The following is a 20,026-nucleotide window of genomic DNA, read 5'->3' on the forward strand; positions in this document are numbered from 1 at the left end:
TGGAAACCATCGCCGCGATGAGCGATGATCCGCTCATCAGCCTGCCAGCAGCAAGCTGATCAATGCCCGGCTCTGTCCGGAAGGCACGGCGATCGCCGAAGCTACACCATCTCCTGGGACACGATCCATACTCGGCGTCCAATTTTTAAGCGAGTTAAGAACAAGGCCGCCACACCAGAGCATTCGCTGTTTTGAAAGCGCCCGCAAGCGTTCTTCGGCGCAGGGTATCTGACTGACATCATGATCGATGCGATTTTCCCGGGGGCGCCTTAAAGGTCTCTACCCCCTGTCCGGTCGTCTTCAAGCACCAGACTTTCAAAAACAAGCAAAAGATATCAAAAGAGGCTCGGGGGATTGTTCGCGAAATTTAGGGTCAGTGGAAATCTTTGTTCACAATTGCTATCTTCCTGGCGCCCCCGCGAGAGGATCACAAATGTTGACCGAAATCGCAATCGAAGACATTGGAGTCTACCGCCTGCCAAACATGTGGCGGCATCAACGAATACGAGTGATCCGCGGCGAGAATCAGCACCTTGCCACGCTGGCTTTCGGGCTTGGCATTACGATCAAGCAATTCAAAAAGCTCCCCCGTGACAAGCAGGACGAAGTGCACCAGGCCTTTTGTCAGCTTACTGCGCCGTCCAGCACACCGCGAATGAAGGCTGCCTGATGGCTGTCTATCGCGATAGCAAGAAGTGTCTACGGGATTGGCTCGTTGGCAGGGACGATGCGGCCCGCGCCTTACATGTCTCCGTTCAGCAACTACGCGCCCTTGTCGACGATGGCTTTATCCGGCCGGCCGCCCGTAAGGGCTTCTTCCGCCTTGGCAGCCTCATAGACGGCCATGTCGAAGCGGTGAGGCTCGGGCGAATCAAAGCTCCACATGAGCGCGGGCAATGCAAGGCTGGACACTTGAAAGCTGTGGTAACGGCCAACGGGCTTCACGAACTGGCGGCATGAAAAACGGTGAAATCCGGCCTCTGGTTACCCTATTCGTTACCCCGGCAAAAAATCCTGGGGTAACTAGGCCGCCGAAGTGGTAGTCTAAGTGCTTGAAATTGAATGGTGCCGCTTACGTGACTCGAACACGTGACCCCGTCATTACGAATGACGTGCTCTACCAACTGAGCTAAAGCGGCCTGTAACGGGGAGGAGGTCCAAACCCCGTCTGCAAGCGGGCTGATACAGGCATTGAACGAGGATTTCAAGCGCTGAGTGAGGAGATATCCGAAAAACTTGCATCCTTCGTTCAATTGCCTGCTGGCAAGCCCCGTGCCCGTGCTCCGGTGCCCGGGTGCGGCATTCAGAGGCGAAGGCGTTCGCGGGCCTGCCGGTATTCGCGTTCCAGACGGTCGACGACTGTCGAGACCGGCTCGACGGATTTGATCGCGGCGATGCCCTGGCCGGAGCCCCAGATATCGCGCCATGCCCGGGCGCCGCTTTCTTCCTTTCCGAGGTTCATGTCTGCGGCGCTGCCGTCGGGAAGTGCGTCCGGATCCAGGCCGGCGGCGCGAATCGATGGTTTCAGGTAGTTGCCGTGCACGCCAGTGAAGTGGCTGGAATAAACGATGTCGCTCGACGTGCTGTCGACGATCATCTGCTTGTAGGCGTCGCTCGCCCGGGCTTCTTCGGTGGCGATGAACAGCGAACCGGCATAAGCCATGTCCGCGCCCATCGCCTGCGCCGCCAGGATGGCGCCGCCGGTTGCGATGGCACCGGACAGCACGAGCGGGCCGGAAAACCACGTGCGGATTTCCGAAACGAACGCGAAGGGCGACAGCGTGCCGGCATGGCCGCCGGCGCCGGCCGCCACGGCGATCAGCCCGTCGGCGCCCTTGCGAATAGCCGAATGGGCATGACGGTTGTTGATGACGTCATGCAGCACGATGCCGCCATAGGAATGCACGGCGTCGTTCACCTCGGGCACCGCGCCGAGCGAAGAAATGACGACGGGAACCTTGTATTTGACGCACATCGCCAGGTCATGCTCCAGCCGTTTATTGGAGCTATGAACGATCTGGTTGACGGCGAAGGGGGCGGCGGGTCGGTCCTGGTGGCGGGCGTCGTGTGTCGCCAGTTCCTCGGTGATCATCGCCAGCCACTCGTCGAGCTGGCTTTCCGGCCGGGCGTTGAGGGCGGGAAAGGCGCCGATGATGCCGGCCTTGCATTGGGCGATCGTCAGGGCGGGATGGGAGATAATGAACAGCGGCGCGCCGATCAGCGGCAGCCGCAAATGATTGCTGAGGACGGCGGGAAGACTCATCTTTTCTTTCCATCGCGGAGATCGGGGCTGGATGGATAGCAAAAATGCCTGAAGCGCAAAAGCGCCTTCATCGCTCGTTCGATGTATGCTGGGGCTGGCCTGCGGCGAGGACGGCGGAATTTTCCGGCGGGCAAAAACTGCGAGGCCGTGGTGCAAGGCTTGCGCTTCGGCCAGCTTATCGTTACCGAATCGTTACCGGGCCGCGAGAGGCAGGTCGGAAGCGTGTCGGCGTCGTGACAAGGGATAGAGTGTGAGCGGATTGGAAACGGCCATCAGGAACGCGCTTCAGCGAAGCGATCGTTCCAGTGCGGAAATCCGGGCCCGTATCTATCAGTCGGCGCGCCAGGCGCTCGAAACCGGCTTGCGCAAGCAGGATATCCACGATCCGGAAACGGTTGCCATGCAGCGCCAGCGGCTCGAGCGGGTGATCCACGAAATCGAGGTCGAGGAGCGCACCCGCCTGGCGCCGGCCGAAGCGGTGGATACCGTTTTGCCGCAACCGGAACTTCGTGTCGAACGGGACGTGCCGGAACGGCATGCCGTCGACGAGGTTTTGGGCGAGACGAAGACCGTTTCCTCCGAACGTGGACACTCCGGCGGCGACCTGAGCGGCCTGCAGGTGGAACGTGTTGCCCGACAGTCGGAAGCGCCGGTGGCCCGGCAGGCCCAGGTGGCGACCGATACGGCTCCGCCGGAGGCTTCTCCGCTCGATGTCAGGCCGGACCGCGTTGCCCGCAGGAGCCGGCGCGGCGCAGGTTTCCTGTCCGCCCTGCTGATCTACGGCATGTTGCTTGCCGCAGTCGGCGGTACGGCGTGGTGGGTGATGAATTCCGGGCTTGTCGATGAAATGAAGCGTTTCTGGCAGGAGGCATCGCTGGAGACCGACGAGGTGCGCCCGGCCCCGGAAAACAGCGAGCAGTTCAGCGGATTGCAGACGCTCGATCCGCAGAACGGTTTTTCGGATGACTGGATCGAGATTTTCAAGCCCGGCGAGATCAGCCGGATCAAGACCAACGGGAAATCCACGGTCGAGGCGGTTTCCGATGGTGCGGGGCCGTCGGTGCGCATCACGTCGAGCGGCACGGGCGATGACGGCACCGTTGGCCTCGAAATTCCGCCGGCCGTGCTGCAGGCGCTGGCCGGCAAGCGTTCGACCATCGCCCTGACCCTGCGGTCGGCGTCGCAACAACCGACGCAGGTCGTTGTCGAATGTGCCTTCGCCAGCCTGGGCAATTGTGGCCGTCATCGTTTCACCGTCACCGAACAGCAGAGCGACGTGCTTTTCCAGGTGGTCTTCGATCGGTCCATGGCGCCGAGTTCTTCCGGCGCCCTCGAAATCAGCAGCGATCTCGAAGGCAAGGGCAAGGGCGTCTACCTTTCGGCGGCGCGGATCCTGCCGGGCCAATAGGGCACTCTTCGCTTCCTGCGAACCGCGAGAAATGCCCTGTCCTTTTGTTTTGCCGTACCGTCAGCCTATTTCAGCATCTTGGGGCCGGAGCCGAGGATCTTGTCGTCGATCTCGCCGATGGCATTCTTGTCCTTGCCGTCATAATCCAACGCGTGGAGAATATGGCGCAGCAGGTTGAGCCGGGCGCGGCGCTTGTCGTTCGCCAGAACCACCGTCCAGGGCGCATCGTCCGTATGGGTTTCCTTGAGCATGCGGTCGCGCTTTTCGGTGTAGTCGTCCCATTTGGTCAGGGCGGCAATGTCCATCGACGACAGCTTCCAGACCTTCAGCGGATCATGGCGCCGGTCGTGGAAGCGCTTGAGCTGCATTTCGCGACCGAGATCGAGCCAGAACTTGAAGAAATGGATGCCGTCCTGGACGATCATCTTGTCGAAGCGCGGCACCTGCTTGAGGAATTTTTCATACTCTTCCGGTTTGCAGAAGCCCATGACCGGCTCGACGCCGGCGCGGTTGTACCATGAGCGGTCGAAGAGCACGAATTCGCCGGCCGTCGGAAAATGCGTGACGTAGCGCTGGAAATACCATTGGCCACGTTCCGTTTCAGTCGGTTTGGCAAGCGCGACGATTCGAGCCGTGCGCGGGTTCATGTAGGACGTGGTCGCGGCGATCGCGCCGCCTTTTCCCGCGGCGTCCCGGCCTTCGAACAGCGCCATGACCCGCTGGCCTGTCGCCTGCTGCCAGAACTGCACCTTGACCAGCTCGACCTGCAGTTTTTGGAGATCCTTGACGTATTCTTCCTCGCCGAGCTTCTTCTTATAGGGAAAATTGCCCGATTGCAGCGCGGCTTCGTCAAGCCATTCGGGCAGGACGGGATTGTCTATGTCGAATGCGCGGCGCTTGCCGCCTATTTCCAGATCGACCGACCGGCTTTCCGTCTTTTCTACCATGGCTCTGTCCGTTCCCTTTCGTGAGTGGAGCTGAAGCAGGGCACATTTGCCATGTGAATTCAAGCTATTCACGCCGATCAACAGCCATGTTTCGACAGGCCGGCGATCGGCTGTGGAAGTCGTCGCAAACTTCTGTCATCAATTCAGGTTATCCAGAAGTTTCGCGTATGGGGCAATCGGGGTGCGGTGATTTTGACGATAGGGGTGGCATATTGGGGCCGGCTTCGGGCGAGGCTTCAACAGGAGTGGACGATCTTGCTGGCTTCGGCGTCGATTGCCGTGCTGGCCATCGTTTCGGGCGTGCATATCTATGCGGTTGCCGGTCTCTGGCTGGTGCTGGTGGCGGTCATCCTCCTCCGCCAGTTGCCGGTTGCGGCGGAGCGGGAGGAAACGCCGGCGATCAGCCAGATCGCGCCGGCCATGCCGCAACCCGCAAGTGCCCTGCAGGTCGCCAGCGCCGCGCTGGGGGCGCTGGATCTTCCCGTCTTCGTTCTCTCCAGGGACGCCGGCGTCCTCTACCAGAACAAGGCGGCCGTCCGGGCCTTCGACGTCATTGTGCCGGGTGCTCATATCAGCGCCCGGTTGCGGTCGCCGGGCATTCTCGACATGGTCCGCGAGACGATTGCCACCGACGAGCCGAACCAGATCGAGCATTCCGAACGCCTGCCGTCGGAGCGGGTCTATATCGTGCGGATTGCGCCGGTGGACCTGCCGGCGGCCGGGGGCCGGGCGGAAAAGCTCTATCTGCTGTCCTTCAAGGATATTTCGGAACTGCGCCGCATCGACCGGATGCGCACCGACTTCGTCGCCAATGCCAGTCATGAACTGCGCACGCCGCTGGCATCGCTGCGCGGTTTCATCGAAACGCTGCAGGGGCCGGCCCGCAACGACCCGAAGGCGCAGGAGCGTTTCCTCGGCATCATGCTCGACCAGGCGACGCGCATGAGCCGGCTGGTGGACGATCTGCTGTCGCTGTCGCGGCTTGAGCTGAAATCGCACCTCGCGCCGGATGAGAGTGTCGATCTTGTACCGCTTCTCGGCCATGTCCGCGATGCGCTGCTGCCGCTGGCCAGTGATCTGGACGTATCCATCAACCTGCATCTGCCCGAGGGCAAGGCGGAAGTCTGGGGCGACCGCGACGAGTTGGTCCAGGTGTTCGAAAACCTGATGGAGAACGCTTGCAAATACGGCCAGGAGGGTAAGGTCGTCGATGTCTGGCTGAGAAGCGAGCAGGGGCAGCCCACCGAAGTCACCGTTTCCGACAAGGGTCCGGGCATCGGCGCCGAGCATGTGCCGCGGCTGACGGAGCGGTTCTACCGCGTCAATGTCGAGGCCAGCCGGTCCAAGAAGGGCACAGGTCTCGGCCTCGCCATCGTCAAGCATATTCTGACGCGCCACCGAGCGCGGCTGCTTGTCCGCTCCCAGATCGGCAAGGGAACGGAATTTACCGTCCGTTTTTGACATAAAAGTCGCGACAGAACTTTTAAATCTTATAAACAGCAAGTATTTTCAACCGGATAGCATGTCATAAATGTTTCACCGAAGTGACATAAAAGGTCAGGGTAACAGGGTCTAAGACAGGTCCTGCCGAGGGCTGGCATACAGGTCTTGCCGCGGCCTCGCGATCCACACAAGCCCATACTGGGAGATCCTTTTATGACCATTCTCAAACTTTCTGCTGCAGCCCTGGTTGCCTCCGTGGCCTTTGCCGGCGCCGCTGCTGCTCGCGACCAGGTTCAGGTCGCCGGTTCCTCGACCGTTCTGCCTTATGCCAAGATCGTCGCTGAAAGCTTCGGCGAGACCTTCCCGGACTTCAAGACGCCGGTCGTCGAGTCTGGTGGCACGGGCGCTGGCCTCAAGGAATTCTGCAAGGGCGTAGGCCCGGACACGATCGACATCGCGAACGCATCGCGCAAGATCAACGAAAAGGAAGCCGAAGCCTGCAAGGCAGCCGGCGTTACCGAGATCCAGGAAGTCAAGATCGGCTACGACGGCATCGTCTTCGCAACCGACTCCTCGAACGGCGACATGAAGATCGAGGCGAAGGACATCTACAAGGCTCTCGCAGCCGAAGTCATCGTCGACGGCAAGCTCGTTGCCAACCCCTACAAGGACTGGTCTGAAATCAACGACACCCTGCCGAAGGGCCCGATCGCTGCTTACATTCCGGGCTCCAAGCACGGCACCCGCGAAGTCTTCGAAGAAAAGGTGATGAAGGAAGGCTGCAAGGAAGCCGGCTCGACCGACGTCATCAAGGGCCTGATCTCCGACGCCAAGGAAGCTTCCGCCAAGTGCATCGCAGTACGTAAGGACGGCGTTGCTGTCGATATCGACGGCGACTATACCGAAACGCTTGCCCGTATCGCTGCCAACAAGACCGGCGTTGGCGTATTTGGTCTCGCTTTCTACGAAAACAACGCTGACAAGCTGAAGGTTGCGACCGTAGGCGGCGTCGCTCCGTCGACCGAAACCATCTCTTCGGGCGAATACTCGGTTTCCCGTCCGCTGTTCTTCTACGTCAAGAAGGCACATCTGGGCGTCATCCCGGGCCTGAAGGAATACGTCAACTTCTTCGTTGCCGACCAGATGATCGGCCCGGAAGGCCCGCTGGCCGAATACGGTCTGGTTGCCGCTCCGGACGCCGAGCGCGAAGAGATTCGCAAGTCGGTCGAAGAAGGCAAAACCATGTAATAGTGTCTGCCGGCGCGGTCTCCATGCTGCGCCGGCATTCTTTATGATGTCCGGATTGCTTGCCGTTTCAGGCTTGTCGGCGGATTTTTGATATTCCTTGAGACTGGGGTCATCGTCGGAAAACCGTCTTTGAGACAGCGTTGCTGCTCCGGTTTTCCAGGGCTTTTCGCCCGGGGGAAGCAAGAATGAGTACATCTCTGATATTATTGAGCCTGCTGGTGATTGGCATCGCCGCCTATGTGATGGCGAGTTCGCGTGCCAATGCTCTTTCTGGGGGCAAGTCCTCCAATCTCCATTCCCGCCCCGGCTATTACGGTTCTTATGCCGCCGTCTGGGCCATGCTGCCGTCGCTGATCGTGCTCGCGCTTTGGCTTTCGATCAGCCCGTCGATCATCGAAACGTCCATTCGCGGCGCATTCCCCGATGAGGTGAAGGCGCAGCCTGCGGCGACGCAGAACCTCAATTACGGCATGGTTTCGGCCATTGCCCGCGGCCTGCCCAAGCTGACCGCGGAAGAGGTTGCCGGCATTACCGACGGCTCGATCGACATCCAGGCGAAGCTGGGTGAAAAGGGCGTTCCGCTTGCCGGCGCCGCCGAACCCTACATGATCGAAGGTGCCAAGAACCTCACCGCCAAGACCGCCGTCAGCCGTCTGGTGATGACGGGCGTGGTGCTCCTGCTGGCGGTCGCCGGCGCGGCCTACGGCCTGCGTTCCGTCGCTCCGCGCTTTCGTGCCCGCAACCAGGTCGAGCGCGTCATGCTCTGGGGCCTGATCGTTGCTTCCTCCATCGCCATCCTGACGACGATCGGCATCGTCCTGTCGATGCTGTCGGAAGCGGCCCGCTTCTTCGCCATGGTGCCTGCAAGCGACTTCTTCTTCGGCACGGTGTGGGATCCGCGTTTCGCCGGCGCCGGCGGCACGTCTACGGAAGGCCAGTTCGGTCTGATCCCGCTGCTCGCCGGAACGTTGTATATCGGCTTCGTTGCCATGCTGGTCGCCGTGCCGGTCGGCCTTTTCGCCGCCATCTACATGGCCGAATATGCCTCGCCTCGCCTGCGCTCGCTGGCCAAGCCGCTTCTCGAAGTCCTGGCCGGCATCCCGACCATCGTCTACGGCTTCTTCGCCCTCGTGACCGTCGGTCCGTTCCTGCGCGACCTGTCGCAACAGGTCAACGGCCTGGTTACCGGCAACTACATGAACTTCATCCAGGCGCAGAGCGTCCTGACTGCCGGTATCGTCATGGGCATCATGCTGATCCCCTACGTCTCGTCGCTCTCCGACGACATCATCACCGCGGTGCCGCGCGCCATGCGCGACGGTTCGCTCGGTCTTGGCGCGACGCGTTCGGAAACCATCAAGAAGGTGATCCTGCCGGCGGCCCTGCCGGGCATCGTCGGCGCCCTGCTGATGACCGCCTCGCGCGCCATCGGCGAGACCATGATCGTGGTTCTGGCCGCCGGTGTTGCTGCCCGTATCGACATCAATCCGTTCGAGCCGATGACCACCGTGACCGTGAAGATTGTCAGCCAGCTGACGGGTGACCTCGAGTTCACCTCGCCGCAGACGCTGGTCGCCTTCGCGCTCGGCATCACGCTCTTCTGCATCACGCTTTGCCTCAATATTTATGCGCTCTATATCGTGCGCAAATACCGGGAGCAGTACGAATGACGAATATTGTTTCCCCCGTCGCCGGGGCGGTTTCTCCGGCCGCCGCGCCACGCCGCGATATCGGCATCAAGCGTCGCTATGCCGCCGAGCGCCGCTTCCGGGCCTACGGCATCGCCGCCATCACCTTCGGCGTCGTTTTCCTGATCCTGCTTTTGTCGACGGTCATCCGCAACGGCTACACCGCCTTCCAGCAGACGGCGATCACCATCCCGGTCGAGATTTCCGAAAAGCTGATCGATCCGGACAACAAGCGCGCCACCGATCCCTCGGTGCTCATTGCCGCCAATTATCCGGCCGTCGTTCGCGACGCCATCGTCAAGCAGCTCGGCATCGATCCGTCGAAGCGCACCGAGGTTCGCGAAGCGGCTGCCATGATTTCGAAGGGCGCGCCGATCCAGTTGCGCAACCTCGTTGTCGCCAACCCGGCGCTGATCGGTACGACCGTGAATGTCACCTTCCTCGCCGACGCCAACATCGATTCGGCGAACAAGGGCCAGATCGATCTCAACGTTCCGGAAGCAAACCGCAAGGTCTCCGATACCCAGATCGGCTGGATGAACCAGCTGAAGTCGGCCGGCGCCATTGAAAAGCAGTTCAACACCGGCCTGTTCACATCCGGCAACTCCAGCCGTCCGGAAGCCGCAGGCCTCGGCGTCGCCCTCGTCGGCTCGTTGTACCTGATGCTGATCGTGCTGGCGTTGTCCCTGCCGATCGGTGTTGCCGCCTCGATCTATCTCGAGGAGTTCGCGCCGAAGAACAAGCTGACGGACCTGATCGAGGTGAACATCAACAACCTCGCCGCCGTTCCGTCGATCGTCTACGGCCTGCTCGGCCTGTCGGTGTTCATCAATTTCGCCGGCTTCCCCCGTTCGGCTTCGCTGGTCGGCGGTCTGGTGCTGACCCTGATGACCCTGCCGACGATCATCATCGCCACCCGCGCCGCGCTGCGCGCCGTGCCGCCATCGATCCGTTCGGCCGCCCTCGGCCTTGGCGCGTCGAAGATGCAGATGGTGTTTCATCACGTCCTGCCGCTCGCCATGCCCGGCATCCTCACCGGCACGATCATCGGCCTGGCGCATGCGCTCGGCGAGACCGCGCCGCTGCTGCTGATCGGCATGGTCGCCTTCGTGGCGGATATTCCCGGCACGCCGCTCGAACCTTCCACGGCACTGCCGGTACAGATCTACATGTGGGCGAACGAGGCCGAGCGCGCATTCGTCGAGCGTACCTCCGGTGCGATCATCGTGCTCCTCCTGTTCCTCATCCTCATGAACCTCGGAGCCATCCTCTTGCGCCGTCGCTTTGAGCGTCGCTGGTAAACGGAGTGAATGATATGAACATGATGTCAGAAGCAGCAGTTGAAAAGGCGCTGGACAAGAAAATGAACGACATTGCTTTGAAGATGATCGGCAAGGACGTCTCCGTCCATTACGGCGAAAAGCGCGCCCTTTACGACGTCAACCTGAATGTCCGCGAAAACACCGTCACGGCGCTCATCGGTCCGTCGGGCTGCGGCAAGTCGACGTTCCTGCGCTGCCTCAACCGCATGAACGACACGATCGACAACTGCAAGGTCACCGGCAAGATCACGCTGGATGCCGACGATATCTACGATCCGAACATCGACGTCGTCGAATTGCGCGCCCGCGTCGGCATGGTCTTCCAGAAGCCCAACCCCTTCCCGAAGTCGATCTACGAAAACGTCGCCTACGGTCCGAAGATCCATGGCCTTGCCAGGTCCAAGGCCGATTTCGACCAGGTCGTCGAGGCCAGCCTGCAGCGCGCCGGCCTGTGGAACGAAGTGAAGGACCGTCTACACGAGTCCGGCACCGGTCTCTCCGGCGGTCAGCAGCAGCGCCTGTGCATCGCCCGCGCCGTCGCCGTCAGCCCGGAAGTCATCCTGATGGATGAGCCCTGCTCGGCACTCGATCCGATCGCCACCGCCAAGGTGGAAGAACTGATCCACGAACTGCGCACCAACTACACGATCGTCATCGTGACGCACTCGATGCAGCAGGCCGCCCGCGTGTCGCAACGCACGGCCATGTTCCATCTCGGCCATCTGGTGGAAGAGAACGATACCGACAAGATGTTCACCAATCCGGACGACCAGCGCACCCAGGACTACATCATGGGCCGCTTCGGCTGATGCTTTCCGGCTGTTGACGCTGACATTCTCTTTCAAGGAAAACGATCATGGTATCGACACATATTCTTTCGGCCTATGACGACGAACTCAAGTTCCTGTCTCGCCGCATTTCGGAAATGGGCGGGCTTGCGGAACAGATGGTCAGCGATGCCGTGCGCGCGCTGGTGAATTCGGATGCCGCACTGGCGCAGAAGGTCATTTCGGACGACGTCATCCTCGACGCCGCCGAACGCGAAGTCGGCGACAAGGCGATCATCACCATCGCCCGCCGCCAGCCGGTTGCGGCCGACCTGCGTGAAATCATCGGCTCGATCCGTATCGCCTCCGATCTGGAAAGGGTCGGCGATCTCGGCAAGAACACGGCAAAGCGCGTCATCGCCGTGCAGGGTTCGGGCGTGCCGCGCAAGCTCGCCCGCGGCATCGAGCACCTGTCCGAACTGGCGCTGGTGCAGCTCAAGGAAGTGCTCGACGTCTACACCAACCGTTCGGCTGAAAAGGCGAATGCGATCCGCGAGCGCGACGAAGAAATCGACGCGATGTACACCTCGCTGTTCCGCGAACTCCTGACCTACATGATGGAAGATCCGCGCAACATCACCAGCTGCACGCATCTCCTGTTCTGCGCCAAGAACATCGAGCGTATCGGCGACCATGCGACCAACATTGCCGAAACGATCTACTACATGACCACCGGCGCCCAGCCGGAAGGGGAACGTCCGAAGGACGACACCTCGAACACGGTCGGCGCGGTCACCGAATAACGGACCGGATTGAACGGAGCTTCAGGTCGGATGTTACCGAGAATAGCTGTTGTGGAAGACGAGGAGGCGCTCAGCGTCCTCCTGCGTTACAATCTCGAAGCCGAAGGTTTCGAGGTCGATACGATCATGCGCGGCGACGAGGCGGAAATACGCCTTCAGGAGCGCACCCCGGATCTGTTGATCCTCGACTGGATGCTTCCGGGCGTCTCCGGCATCGAATTGTGCCGGCGGCTCAGGATGCGGCCGGAAACCGAGCGTCTGCCGATCATCATGCTGACCGCGCGCGGCGAAGAAAGCGAGCGGGTGCGTGGGCTCTCGACGGGGGCGGACGATTATGTCGTCAAACCCTTCTCGACGCCGGAACTGATGGCCCGGGTCAAGGCCATGTTGCGCCGCGCCCGTCCGGAAGTCCTGTCCAGCCTGCTGAAATGCGGCGACATCGAGCTCGATCGCGAAACGCATAGGGTCCACCGCAAGAGCCGCGAGGTTCGCCTCGGCCCGACGGAATTCCGCCTGCTGGAATTCCTGATGGCGTCGCCGGGCCGCGTCTTTTCGCGGTCGCAGCTGCTCGACGGCGTCTGGGGACACGACATTTATGTCGACGAGCGGACGGTGGACGTGCATGTCGGACGCCTGCGCAAGGCGTTGAACTTCTCCAACATGCAGGATGTCATCCGCACCGTTCGCGGCGCGGGTTATTCCATGGAAGCGTGATTGTCGCAGCCTGCCTGCGGGACCGTGGACGAAGGAATTTGCCCACGGTCCTTGCATTTCCGTCCGGCCGGTACCATCTAGGGTACAGCGGCCGGGATGGTTAACCAAAAATTAACTATTTCGGAACACCATGTTCTTCACAGGCCCGATCCGGGGCAGGTCTTCAAAACCTCGAACCGGAATGGGCCATGACAGGCATACTCGCTTCCGCCTTTGACCACGGATGTACTGGCACTGGCGTCGAAGCGAATGAGGAAAGGTCGGGCTTGCCCGGCCTTTTTGCTTTTCGGCGGTTGGTCGCCCCTTTCGCCGCTCGGCGGAAGGGGCGTCTGACCGATCAGGCAAGCGCGTCCAGGACACGGATCCAGGAGCGGATGCCCTTGTGATAGGACACGAGGTCGTATTTTTCGTTCGGCGAATGGATGCGGTCGTCGCTCTGGGCGTAACCGATCAAAAGCGATTCCATGCCGAGCATCTTCTGGAAGTCGCCGACGATCGGGATCGAGCCGCCCATGCCGATGACGACGGCCGGTTTCGGCCATTCCCGTGACAATCCCTCCTTGGCCTTCTGCAGCAGCGCCGAATCATAGGGCAGGTGGATGGCCGGCGAGCCGCCGTGCTCGTGGAACTCGACCTTGCAATCCGCCGGGATCTTCGACTGCACATAGGCGCGGAAGCTTTCGCGGATCGCGGCGGGATCCTGCTGGCCGACAAGGCGGAAAGAAATCTTTGCCGATGCCTTGGCGGCGATCACCGTCTTGAAGCCTTCGCCGGTGTAGCCGCCGACGATGCCGTTGATCTCGGCCGTCGGCCGCGCCCAGATCAGTTCCAGGATGGAGCGGCCCTTCTCGCCTGACGGCAGCGACAGGCCGACATCGCCGAGAAAATCCTTGTCGTTGCCGGCAAGCCTGGCCCAACTCGCCTTGACGTCGTCGGGCGTTTCTTCGACGCCGTCGTAGAAGCCGGGCAGGGTGACGCGTCCGGTCTCGTCATGCAGGCCGGCCAGGATGCTGGTCAGGATGCGGATCGGGTTGGCGGCAGCACCGCCATACATGCCGGAATGCAGGTCGCGGCTGGCGGCGATGACGGTGACTTCTTCACCGACAAGGCCACGCAGGCTGGAGGAGATCGCCGGCGTTTCCCGATCCCACATGCCGGTGTCGCAGACGAGGGCGCAATCGGCCTTCAATTCCTCGGCATTGGCGGTCAGGAACGGCTTGAGCGACGGAGAACCCGACTCTTCCTCGCCCTCGAACAGGATGGTGACGCGGCAGGGAAGGTTGCCATTGACCTGTTTATAGGCGCGGCAGGCCTCGACGAAGGTCATCAACTGGCCCTTGTCGTCGGAGGTGCCGCGGCCGGTGATCACCTTGCGGCCGGCCTCCTCCTTCAGCGACGGCTCGAACGGATCGGTCTCCCAAAGCTCGATCGGATCGACCGGCTGCACGTCGTAATGCCCGTAGAACAGCACATGCGGCGCATCCGGCGTCGCGCCGTCGTGATGGGCGACGACCATCGGGTGACCGGGCGTGTCGCGCACGGACGCATCGAAACCGAGCGCCGTCAGTTCCCTGACAAGCCACTCCGCCGCCTTGCGGCATTCGGCCTTGAAGGCAGGATCCGTGGAGACCGACCTGATCCTGATCAGCTCGAAAAGCCTGCCGAGGCTTGCCTCCAGGTTGGTGTCGGCGCTGTCGAGAACGGGAGCTAAATCTGTCATTTTTCTTTTCCTTGCACGAAAGAGACAGGACGATAGAGCAAAGCTTCGCTGGATTCGAGGCGCGCGCCGCGAAAATTTTCCGATACACGCAAAAGGAGATGATTCTCGTTTTGTGTATTTTTACGATAAATTAGAGTTGTGTAATTTACATTTGGCACACGTATTGGAGGTGCCATGTATACGCTCATTTCCTGCATCGGTGACACCCATAGCTGGCCGATGGTTGCGGCTGCAGCAGTCATTTGCATCGTCGGCAGCGTCACAACGGTCCTGCTTCTGTCTCAGGCGCAACAGGCTGGAAACGGCCGGCAAGGCTGGACCGTCGCCGCCGCGGCGCTGTCGAGCGGGACCGGCATCTGGGCGACGCATTTCATTGCCATGCTCGCTTACGAGGCCAAAATGCCGATAGCATACAATGCATCGCTGACGACCTTTTCGGCGGTCGCCGTTGTCGTCGGCTGCTGGATTGCCTTCGTCATCGCCTTTCGACGCGGCACCATGGCTTCATTCGCGGCGGGTGGCGTCGTACTTTCGGTGGCGGTGGCCGTCATGCATCTTGCCGGCATGGCCGCCCTGGAGATCCAGGCCAGCCTGCATTACGATCACGGCCGTCTCTTCATCGCGATGGCCCCTGCACTGTTGCTGAATGTCGCCGGCTTTGCCCTGTTCCGGCGCGCGCCCGGATGGCGGCGGAATCTCGCCATTACTGGTTTTCTGACGTTTTCGGTCTGCTGCCTGCATTTTATCGCCATGACTGCCGCAGTCTTCCTGCCCGACCCCGGTGTCGCGATGAACGGCATCGTACTGCAGCCGCATCTGCTCGCCACGCTGGTTTCGGTCGTGTCGATCGTCCTCATCCTGGGAGCTTTTGCCACCGTCTATATCGATCGCCGGTTCACCGATCTCAGGGGCTTCGTCAGGGCATCGATGGAAGGACTGCTGATCGTTTGTGATGGCGTGGTGATCGATGCCAACGAACGGATAAGGGAGCTGGCTGGAAGAGGAGAGGAGGAAATGCGCGGCAAAGGCGTGGATAAATTGCTGGCGATGGAACTCCCGGCACTTTCGGCCATGGCGGATGGCGGCCGGTCCTGCGAAACCGAGCTCATCGGCAATGGTTGCCGCATACCTGTCGAGGTTTTTGCCAGAAAGATCAGTATCATGGAAAACCATGCCAGGTGCTTGTCATCCGCGACCTGACGGAGCGCAAGGCGACGCAATGCCGGATCGAACACCTGGCGCATCATGACGCGCTGACGGATCTGCCGAATCGCCTGCTTTTCGACACCCGCATCCGCCAGGCGATGCAGACGGCGGAGTGCACGCACGGCGCGGTGGCGCTGCTCGTTCTCGACCTCGATCGTTTCAAGTCGGTCAACGATATCTTCGGCCATGCCGAAGGGGACAGGGTGTTGCGGCGGGTCACGGCAATGCTGCAGGATTCAACGGGACCGAAAGACACGGTTGCCCGTCTCGGCGGCGACGAATTTGCCATCATCCAGCCCGATCAGATCCAGCCGGCGGCGGCCCGCCAACTCGCGGAACGTATCCTGTCGACATTCGCGGCGGAGATGGATACCGCCAGAGACCCGACCGCCGTCGGCGTCAGCATTGGCATTGCCATTTATCCGGGCGACGGCGACAGTCCGGAGCAACTGTGCAACAACGCCGACATGGCGCTGTATCGGGTGAAGCATACCGCGCGGGGCGGCGCCTGTTTCTTCGACGCCGACATGGACCTGGCGGTGCGGACCCGCCGCCAGCTCGAAAGCGACCTTCGCCGCGCCGTCGACCGACGCCAGCTGCATGTCTGCTATCAGCCTTTCATCGAATTGCGCACGGGCGAGGTGACCGGATACGAGGCACTGGCCCGCTGGCATCATCCATCCTGCGGCATGATCGAGCCGGAGGTCTTCATTCCGATCGCCGAGGAAAGCGGATCGATCATCCAGCTCGGCGAGTGGATATTGGAGCAGGCCTGCCTGGAGGCCGTGCGCTGGCGGGCGGGCTCGACGGTTGCCGTCAATATCTCGCCGGTGCAGTTCAAATTGCCCAGCCTGCACGAGGTCGTGGTGCGGGTGCTGGCAAGGACGGGGCTGCCGGCCCATCGTCTTGAACTGGAAATCACGGAAAAGGCGCTCGCCGCCGACAGCATCGGTGTCGTGGCGACCTTGATGCGGCTGAAGGCCCTGGGCATTCGCATCGTCATGGATGATTTCGGCACGGGATACTCCTCCCTCAGCAGCCTGCGCTCCTTTCCCTTCGACAAGTTGAAGATCGATCGCAGCTTCATCCTGTCGCTCGAGCATGACGTCGCCGCGCAGTCGATCGTGCGCGCCATCATCGGGCTCGGAAACAGTCTCGGCATGCCCGTCGTCGCGGAAGGCGTGGAAACGGACATGCAGCGCCGCATCGTTCTCAACGAAGGCTGTACGCTGGTGCAGGGAATGTTGTTCGGCAAACCCGGCATCGAACCGAGCGCCAAGCCGGCAAGCGTCGCTCCGCGTCTGAAGGGCGCGCCGCTTTGACGCTCAGAGTTTTCGGGCGTTGTCGATGGCCCAGCGGATATATTCGAGCATCAGTTCGCGCTCGAATCGCCGAAAACCCTCGAACAGCGCATCGTCCGCGTCGCGGGCGGCAGCGATGGCTTCCGCCTCGAGTGCGCGGGCGCGTTCGGTCAGGAAAACCAGCTGGGCACGACGGTCGCTGGGATGGGCGCGGCGTTCGATCAGCCCGTCGCGCTGCATGCGCGCCAGGGTATTGGCCATCGTCGCCTGTTCGATATCGACCCTTTGCAGCAACTGCGTCTGTGTCAGCCCGTCTTCGGCCCAGAGTTCGAGCAGGATCGGGAACTGACCGGGCGAAAAGCCGAGCGCGGCCGCCCGTTGCTGCAGCGAACGGGCAAATCCCTTGGCCAGTTGGCTGGCAAGATAGGTGGCCGATTCCGAGCGGTTGAAAACCATGATTGAGTTTAGCCCCATGCCAAGCGGAGACAACAGATAAATCGCTGACGATCTATCTCCGACCTGCCTTTCCCGGGGCTTTCCAGGCAAAGAAAAACCGCCATGGCCTGGAGGTCTGCCATGGCGGTCTTGAACTGAGGACAAAGGCCCGGAGAGGGGGATAGGCCTTTGTCCAGGTCTGATGCGGCGGGGGACGAGCCGGCTGTCAGACCTCGGCGTGATCAATCGCCGGTAAGCAAGAGATGTGGCCCGGAATGTGGTTTTTCAAGGGAAGCGCATGGAAGGGTGCGTTACAAATCGGTAACGTTTCGGTGAAAGACTTGCTGCCGCCCAGCCGGATGCCGCGGATGCGAGCCCGCAGGCAGGTCATCGATTCGTCATTTTTCCGGAAAGTTTCCGTTAACCGAACGACTGCAGAAAATTTTCGAATCGCGATCGGGAAAGCTTGCTTGGCGATTTACAAACGTTTGGTTTGTATATAAGCATCGACGTGTCGAAAAAACTTCGGCAGCCTTATCAAATCGCTCCTCAACGATGATCCACCGCGTTTGAGGAACGGAGGATATCCGGCATTTCCCTGCATAACGGATATCCTGCCGGGACAAGCAACGACCTCCAGTCGTGTCCCGTACGGTCCCAGAGCTGAAAGGCTCACCTGGCGGAAACAGCCGTTTCCGCCAGGGGGATAGCCGTTTTGAAGGCGGGAAATCGGCACCGGGAAGCGCTGTTGCGATTATCCCACACATTTTGGCCAATCGCTCTAATTTCTGTCACATTCGGCGAAGCGCTCGTTTACAAACATTTGGTCTGTATATATCCAAACCTCAGTGAGTTCGAATTTGTCTTGCGGCGTCACTGTCGTTTGGAACTTGCTTCGATACGTCCCTAACCTGATTGGAGTTCAAAAATGAACATCAAGAGCCTTCTTCTCGGCTCCGCTGCAGCCCTCGCTGTAGTTTCCGGCGCCCAGGCTGCCGATGCCATCGTCGCTGCCGAGCCTGAGCCCATGGAATATGTCCGCGTTTGCGATGCGTTCGGCACTGGCTATTTCTACATCCCGGGCACGGAAACCTGCCTCAAGGTCGGCGGCCGCGTCCGCTTCGACGTTCAGGCTGCTGACTCTTATTCGCCGAACAGCGACAACGGCTGGAACACCCGTTCGCGCGCTGAACTGTACCTCGACTCGGCCAGCGACACCGAATACGGCGCTCTGAAGACCCAGATCATTGCGCGTTGGGACTTCGACGGCGACTACAACGACGGCCAGCACACCACCACCAAGCTGATCGCTGCCAACATCACCCTCGCCGGCTTCCTCGTCGGTCTGGCTGACTCGCAGTACTCGTCCTTCACGAACTATGCCGGCGACATCATCAACGACGACGTCGTCTACTACGGTCCGTTCGAAACCAACCAGATCACCTACAACTACGACGGCGGCAACGGCTTCAAGGCTGTGATCTCGCTCGAAGACGACAGCACCGATGACGACGACTACATGGTCGACGTTGTTGGCGGTATCGGTTACTCCACCGGCACCTTCGGCTTCACGGTTGTCGGCGGTTACGACCAGAGCGTTGAAGAAGGCGCGGTCAAGGCTCGTTTGGACGGCACGTTCGGCGCGTTCTCCGCTTTCGTCATGGGTGGCTGGAACTCCGACGGCGACAAGCTCAACAAGTATGCCGGTTCGAACTTCGGCGGCGCTGCTTCTGGCATCGGCTGGGGTGACTGGGCTGTTTGGGGTGGTCTCGGCTACTCGTTCAGCGACACGCTCGCTGCCAACCTGCAGCTCGCTTACACCGACTCGGAAGTCTTCGCAGCTGCTGCGAACGTCAAGTGGAACCCGGTTCCCGGCCTGCTGATCCAGCCGGAAGTCACCTACACCAACTGGGATTCGATCGACGAAGACCAGTGGAACGGTATGGTTCGCTTCCAGCGCACGTTCTAATGATCGATCGCCGGTTCGCGACACCCCCGCTCACGGACCGGCCGATTGGCCTGAAATCGTTCCCGCTCAGTCTTCTGGGCGGGAATTTTTTTGACAGCAGGTTTCGCTTATCAGGCCGGACAGGATCATCTTGACCAGCGCCTGACCATCGGGAGAAAGGCGGACCGTGCTGTGTTCCAGAGCCCAGTCGCTGAGAAGGCCGACAATGGTGGCGCTGAAGACCGATGCGGCACTTTCCGCATGCCAGGGGGCGGTCAGCCGGACTTCCTCTTCCACCGCAGAGAATATCTGTATGAAGGTCTGATGCAACTCGCGCCGGAACGTGGCGCCGCATATGCCGTCGCTTTCCGTCAGGGAAATATCGAGCCGCATCATGCAACGGATCAGGCCGCGTTGACGCGGATCGTTTTCCAGCCGCTCGAACAGTTCGGAGACGATGTCGTTGATCTTCGTCAGCACGGAAACGGCCGTATTGTTGGACAATTCCGCAGCAAGCTTTCGATATGGCTCCTTGCCGCGGTCGCGGATGGCCAGCAGCAGGCCCTGCTTGTTCTTGAAATGCCAGTGAATAGCGCCGCGCGTTACGCCGACGGCAACGGCAATTTCTTCAAGACTGACTTTTTCGTAGCCCTTTTCCAGAAACAAACTCTCGGCTGCCTGCAGAATCTGTCTGGCCGTCTCCGCAGCATCTTCCTTGGTTCGTCTCATGAATGACTATTTCCCCACCTTTTTTATTCACATTTTTTTTACTTCCCCAATTGGTGTAAAGCACAGCCGGAAAGACTGTCCAAG

At 60.7% G+C, this 20,026-nt stretch carries 19 protein-coding genes, 1 tRNA gene and 1 pseudogene; 14 read left to right on the forward strand and 7 right to left on the reverse strand.

The genetic code is table 11. From position 1 onward, the window contains the following. Positions 1 to 433: 433 nt before the first annotated feature. Both DEM27_RS27080 and DEM27_RS27085 read left to right on the forward strand, forming a co-directional pair. Entirely contained in the window at positions 434 to 670 is a 237-nt protein-coding gene (locus tag DEM27_RS27080) for a hypothetical protein (protein WP_109461377.1), read from the forward strand. Beyond that, on the forward strand, positions 670 to 960 hold the full coding sequence (locus tag DEM27_RS27085) for a MerR family transcriptional regulator (protein WP_109461378.1): 291 nt from the start codon (positions 670 to 672) through the stop codon (positions 958 to 960). The genes DEM27_RS27080 and DEM27_RS27085 overlap by 1 nt, the downstream gene beginning before the upstream one ends. Positions 961 to 1,063: 103 nt before the next feature. Here the strand turns inward: DEM27_RS27085 and DEM27_RS27090 are convergent. Both DEM27_RS27090 and DEM27_RS27095 read right to left on the reverse strand, forming a co-directional pair. After that, positions 1,064 to 1,139: transfer RNA gene (locus DEM27_RS27090), tRNA-Thr, on the reverse strand. A gap of 164 nt (positions 1,140 to 1,303) precedes the next feature. Next, entirely contained in the window at positions 1,304 to 2,263 is a 960-nt protein-coding gene (locus DEM27_RS27095) for an NAD(P)H-dependent flavin oxidoreductase (protein ID WP_109461379.1), read from the reverse strand. A gap of 250 nt (positions 2,264 to 2,513) precedes the next feature. On the opposite strand from DEM27_RS27095, the gene DEM27_RS27100 reads away from it, so the two are divergent. Beyond that, positions 2,514 to 3,671 (forward strand): hypothetical protein, encoded by a 1,158-nt coding sequence (locus DEM27_RS27100; RefSeq protein ID WP_109461380.1) that lies wholly within the window; start codon positions 2,514 to 2,516, stop codon positions 3,669 to 3,671. Between the two features lie 65 nt (positions 3,672 to 3,736). Here the strand turns inward: DEM27_RS27100 and ppk2 are convergent, their stop codons facing one another. Next, positions 3,737 to 4,618 carry a polyphosphate kinase 2 gene (gene ppk2, locus DEM27_RS27105; protein ID WP_109461381.1) on the reverse strand — a complete coding sequence of 294 codons (882 nt, stop codon included), beginning with the start codon at positions 4,616 to 4,618 and terminating at the stop codon, positions 3,737 to 3,739. Positions 4,619 to 4,822: 204 nt separating this feature from the next. Between ppk2 and phoR the strand changes: the two genes are divergently transcribed. The 7 genes from phoR (at position 4,823) to phoB (ending at position 12,603) form a co-directional block, all read left to right on the forward strand. Further along, on the forward strand, positions 4,823 to 6,079 hold the full coding sequence (gene phoR, locus DEM27_RS27110) for a phosphate regulon sensor histidine kinase PhoR (RefSeq protein WP_109461382.1): 1,257 nt from the start codon (positions 4,823 to 4,825) through the stop codon (positions 6,077 to 6,079). Between the two features lie 195 nt (positions 6,080 to 6,274). Further along, positions 6,275 to 7,309, forward strand: a complete 1,035-nt coding sequence (locus tag DEM27_RS27115) for a substrate-binding domain-containing protein (RefSeq protein WP_109461383.1) — start codon at positions 6,275 to 6,277, stop codon at positions 7,307 to 7,309. Positions 7,310 to 7,494: 185 nt separating this feature from the next. Then, entirely contained in the window at positions 7,495 to 8,979 is a 1,485-nt protein-coding gene (pstC, locus tag DEM27_RS27120; protein WP_109461384.1) for a phosphate ABC transporter permease subunit PstC, read from the forward strand. Continuing rightward, entirely contained in the window at positions 8,976 to 10,298 is a 1,323-nt protein-coding gene (pstA, locus tag DEM27_RS27125) for a phosphate ABC transporter permease PstA (protein ID WP_109461385.1), read from the forward strand. Before pstC ends, pstA begins: the two co-directional genes overlap by 4 nt. A gap of 14 nt (positions 10,299 to 10,312) precedes the next feature. Then, positions 10,313 to 11,128, forward strand: a complete 816-nt coding sequence (gene pstB / locus DEM27_RS27130) for a phosphate ABC transporter ATP-binding protein PstB (protein ID WP_109461386.1) — start codon at positions 10,313 to 10,315, stop codon at positions 11,126 to 11,128. Positions 11,129 to 11,175: 47 nt separating this feature from the next. Further along, positions 11,176 to 11,889: a phosphate signaling complex protein PhoU gene (gene phoU, locus DEM27_RS27135; RefSeq protein ID WP_109461387.1), complete on the forward strand. Its 714-nt coding sequence runs from the start codon at positions 11,176 to 11,178 to the stop codon at positions 11,887 to 11,889. Positions 11,890 to 11,919: 30 nt separating this feature from the next. After that, positions 11,920 to 12,603 carry a phosphate regulon transcriptional regulator PhoB gene (gene phoB, locus DEM27_RS27140; RefSeq protein WP_109461388.1) on the forward strand — a complete coding sequence of 228 codons (684 nt, stop codon included), beginning with the start codon at positions 11,920 to 11,922 and terminating at the stop codon, positions 12,601 to 12,603. Between the two features lie 337 nt (positions 12,604 to 12,940). On the opposite strand, the gene DEM27_RS27145 is transcribed toward phoB, so the two are convergent. Together DEM27_RS27145 and DEM27_RS34200 are read right to left on the reverse strand one after the other, a co-directional pair. Continuing rightward, positions 12,941 to 14,323, reverse strand: coding sequence for a M20/M25/M40 family metallo-hydrolase (locus DEM27_RS27145; protein WP_109461389.1), 1,383 nt, complete (start codon positions 14,321 to 14,323; stop codon positions 12,941 to 12,943). Beyond that, complete coding sequence (locus tag DEM27_RS34200; RefSeq protein ID WP_165823634.1) at positions 14,320 to 14,586, reverse strand: hypothetical protein; 267 nt, start codon at positions 14,584 to 14,586, stop codon at positions 14,320 to 14,322. Before DEM27_RS34200 ends, DEM27_RS27145 begins: the two co-directional genes overlap by 4 nt. A 136-nt stretch (positions 14,587 to 14,722) precedes the next feature. On the opposite strand from DEM27_RS34200, the pseudogene DEM27_RS35105 reads away from it, so the two are divergent. The 3 genes and pseudogenes from DEM27_RS35105 to DEM27_RS35115 form a co-directional block, all read left to right on the forward strand. Next, positions 14,723 to 14,782 (forward strand): annotated as a pseudogene (locus DEM27_RS35105) (hypothetical protein); the annotation flags it as partial. Between the two features lie 90 nt (positions 14,783 to 14,872). Beyond that, on the forward strand, positions 14,873 to 15,523 hold the full coding sequence (locus DEM27_RS35110; RefSeq protein WP_337250485.1) for an MHYT domain-containing protein: 651 nt from the start codon (positions 14,873 to 14,875) through the stop codon (positions 15,521 to 15,523). Then, a complete protein-coding gene (locus DEM27_RS35115) occupies positions 15,502 to 16,851 on the forward strand; it encodes a putative bifunctional diguanylate cyclase/phosphodiesterase (RefSeq protein ID WP_337250484.1) in 1,350 nt (449 codons plus the stop codon). Before DEM27_RS35110 ends, DEM27_RS35115 begins: the two co-directional genes overlap by 22 nt. Before the next feature lie 3 nt (positions 16,852 to 16,854). Here the strand turns inward: DEM27_RS35115 and DEM27_RS27155 are convergent, their stop codons facing one another. After that, positions 16,855 to 17,286 (reverse strand): MarR family winged helix-turn-helix transcriptional regulator, encoded by a 432-nt coding sequence (locus DEM27_RS27155; RefSeq protein WP_109461390.1) that lies wholly within the window; start codon positions 17,284 to 17,286, stop codon positions 16,855 to 16,857. A 907-nt stretch (positions 17,287 to 18,193) separates the two neighbouring features. On the opposite strand from DEM27_RS27155, the gene DEM27_RS27160 reads away from it, so the two are divergent. Beyond that, on the forward strand, positions 18,194 to 19,234 hold the full coding sequence (locus DEM27_RS27160; protein WP_109461391.1) for a porin: 1,041 nt from the start codon (positions 18,194 to 18,196) through the stop codon (positions 19,232 to 19,234). A gap of 66 nt (positions 19,235 to 19,300) precedes the next feature. Here the strand turns inward: DEM27_RS27160 and DEM27_RS27165 are convergent, their stop codons facing one another. Next, a complete protein-coding gene (locus DEM27_RS27165) occupies positions 19,301 to 19,942 on the reverse strand; it encodes a TetR/AcrR family transcriptional regulator (RefSeq protein WP_109461392.1) in 642 nt (213 codons plus the stop codon). Positions 19,943 to 20,026 lie beyond the last annotated feature (84 nt).

This window comes from Rhizobium album (assembly GCF_003122325.1).
Taxonomy (GTDB): Bacteria; Pseudomonadota; Alphaproteobacteria; order Rhizobiales; family Rhizobiaceae; genus Metarhizobium; species Metarhizobium album.

Bases quoted from the DNA above. Each gene is read 5' to 3' on its own strand.
- DEM27_RS27080 (WP_109461377.1), top strand. From the start codon at position 434: ATGTTGACCGAAATCGCAATCGAAGACATTGGAGTCTACCGCCTGCCA.
- DEM27_RS27085 (WP_109461378.1), top strand. From the start codon at position 670: ATGGCTGTCTATCGCGATAGCAAGAAGTGTCTACGGGATTGGCTCGTT.
- DEM27_RS27095 (WP_109461379.1), bottom strand. From the start codon at position 2,263: ATGAGTCTTCCCGCCGTCCTCAGCAATCATTTGCGGCTGCCGCTGATC.
- ppk2 (WP_109461381.1), bottom strand. From the start codon at position 4,618: ATGGTAGAAAAGACGGAAAGCCGGTCGGTCGATCTGGAAATAGGCGGC.
- DEM27_RS27115 (WP_109461383.1), top strand. From the start codon at position 6,275: ATGACCATTCTCAAACTTTCTGCTGCAGCCCTGGTTGCCTCCGTGGCC.
- pstC (WP_109461384.1), top strand. From the start codon at position 7,495: ATGAGTACATCTCTGATATTATTGAGCCTGCTGGTGATTGGCATCGCC.
- pstA (WP_109461385.1), top strand. From the start codon at position 8,976: ATGACGAATATTGTTTCCCCCGTCGCCGGGGCGGTTTCTCCGGCCGCC.
- pstB (WP_109461386.1), top strand. From the start codon at position 10,313: ATGAACATGATGTCAGAAGCAGCAGTTGAAAAGGCGCTGGACAAGAAA.
- phoU (WP_109461387.1), top strand. From the start codon at position 11,176: ATGGTATCGACACATATTCTTTCGGCCTATGACGACGAACTCAAGTTC.
- phoB (WP_109461388.1), top strand. From the start codon at position 11,920: ATGTTACCGAGAATAGCTGTTGTGGAAGACGAGGAGGCGCTCAGCGTC.
- DEM27_RS27145 (WP_109461389.1), bottom strand. From the start codon at position 14,323: ATGACAGATTTAGCTCCCGTTCTCGACAGCGCCGACACCAACCTGGAG.
- DEM27_RS35110 (WP_337250485.1), top strand. From the start codon at position 14,873: ATGCATCTTGCCGGCATGGCCGCCCTGGAGATCCAGGCCAGCCTGCAT.
- DEM27_RS27155 (WP_109461390.1), bottom strand. From the start codon at position 17,286: ATGGTTTTCAACCGCTCGGAATCGGCCACCTATCTTGCCAGCCAACTG.
- DEM27_RS27160 (WP_109461391.1), top strand. From the start codon at position 18,194: ATGAACATCAAGAGCCTTCTTCTCGGCTCCGCTGCAGCCCTCGCTGTA.
- DEM27_RS27165 (WP_109461392.1), bottom strand. From the start codon at position 19,942: ATGAGACGAACCAAGGAAGATGCTGCGGAGACGGCCAGACAGATTCTG.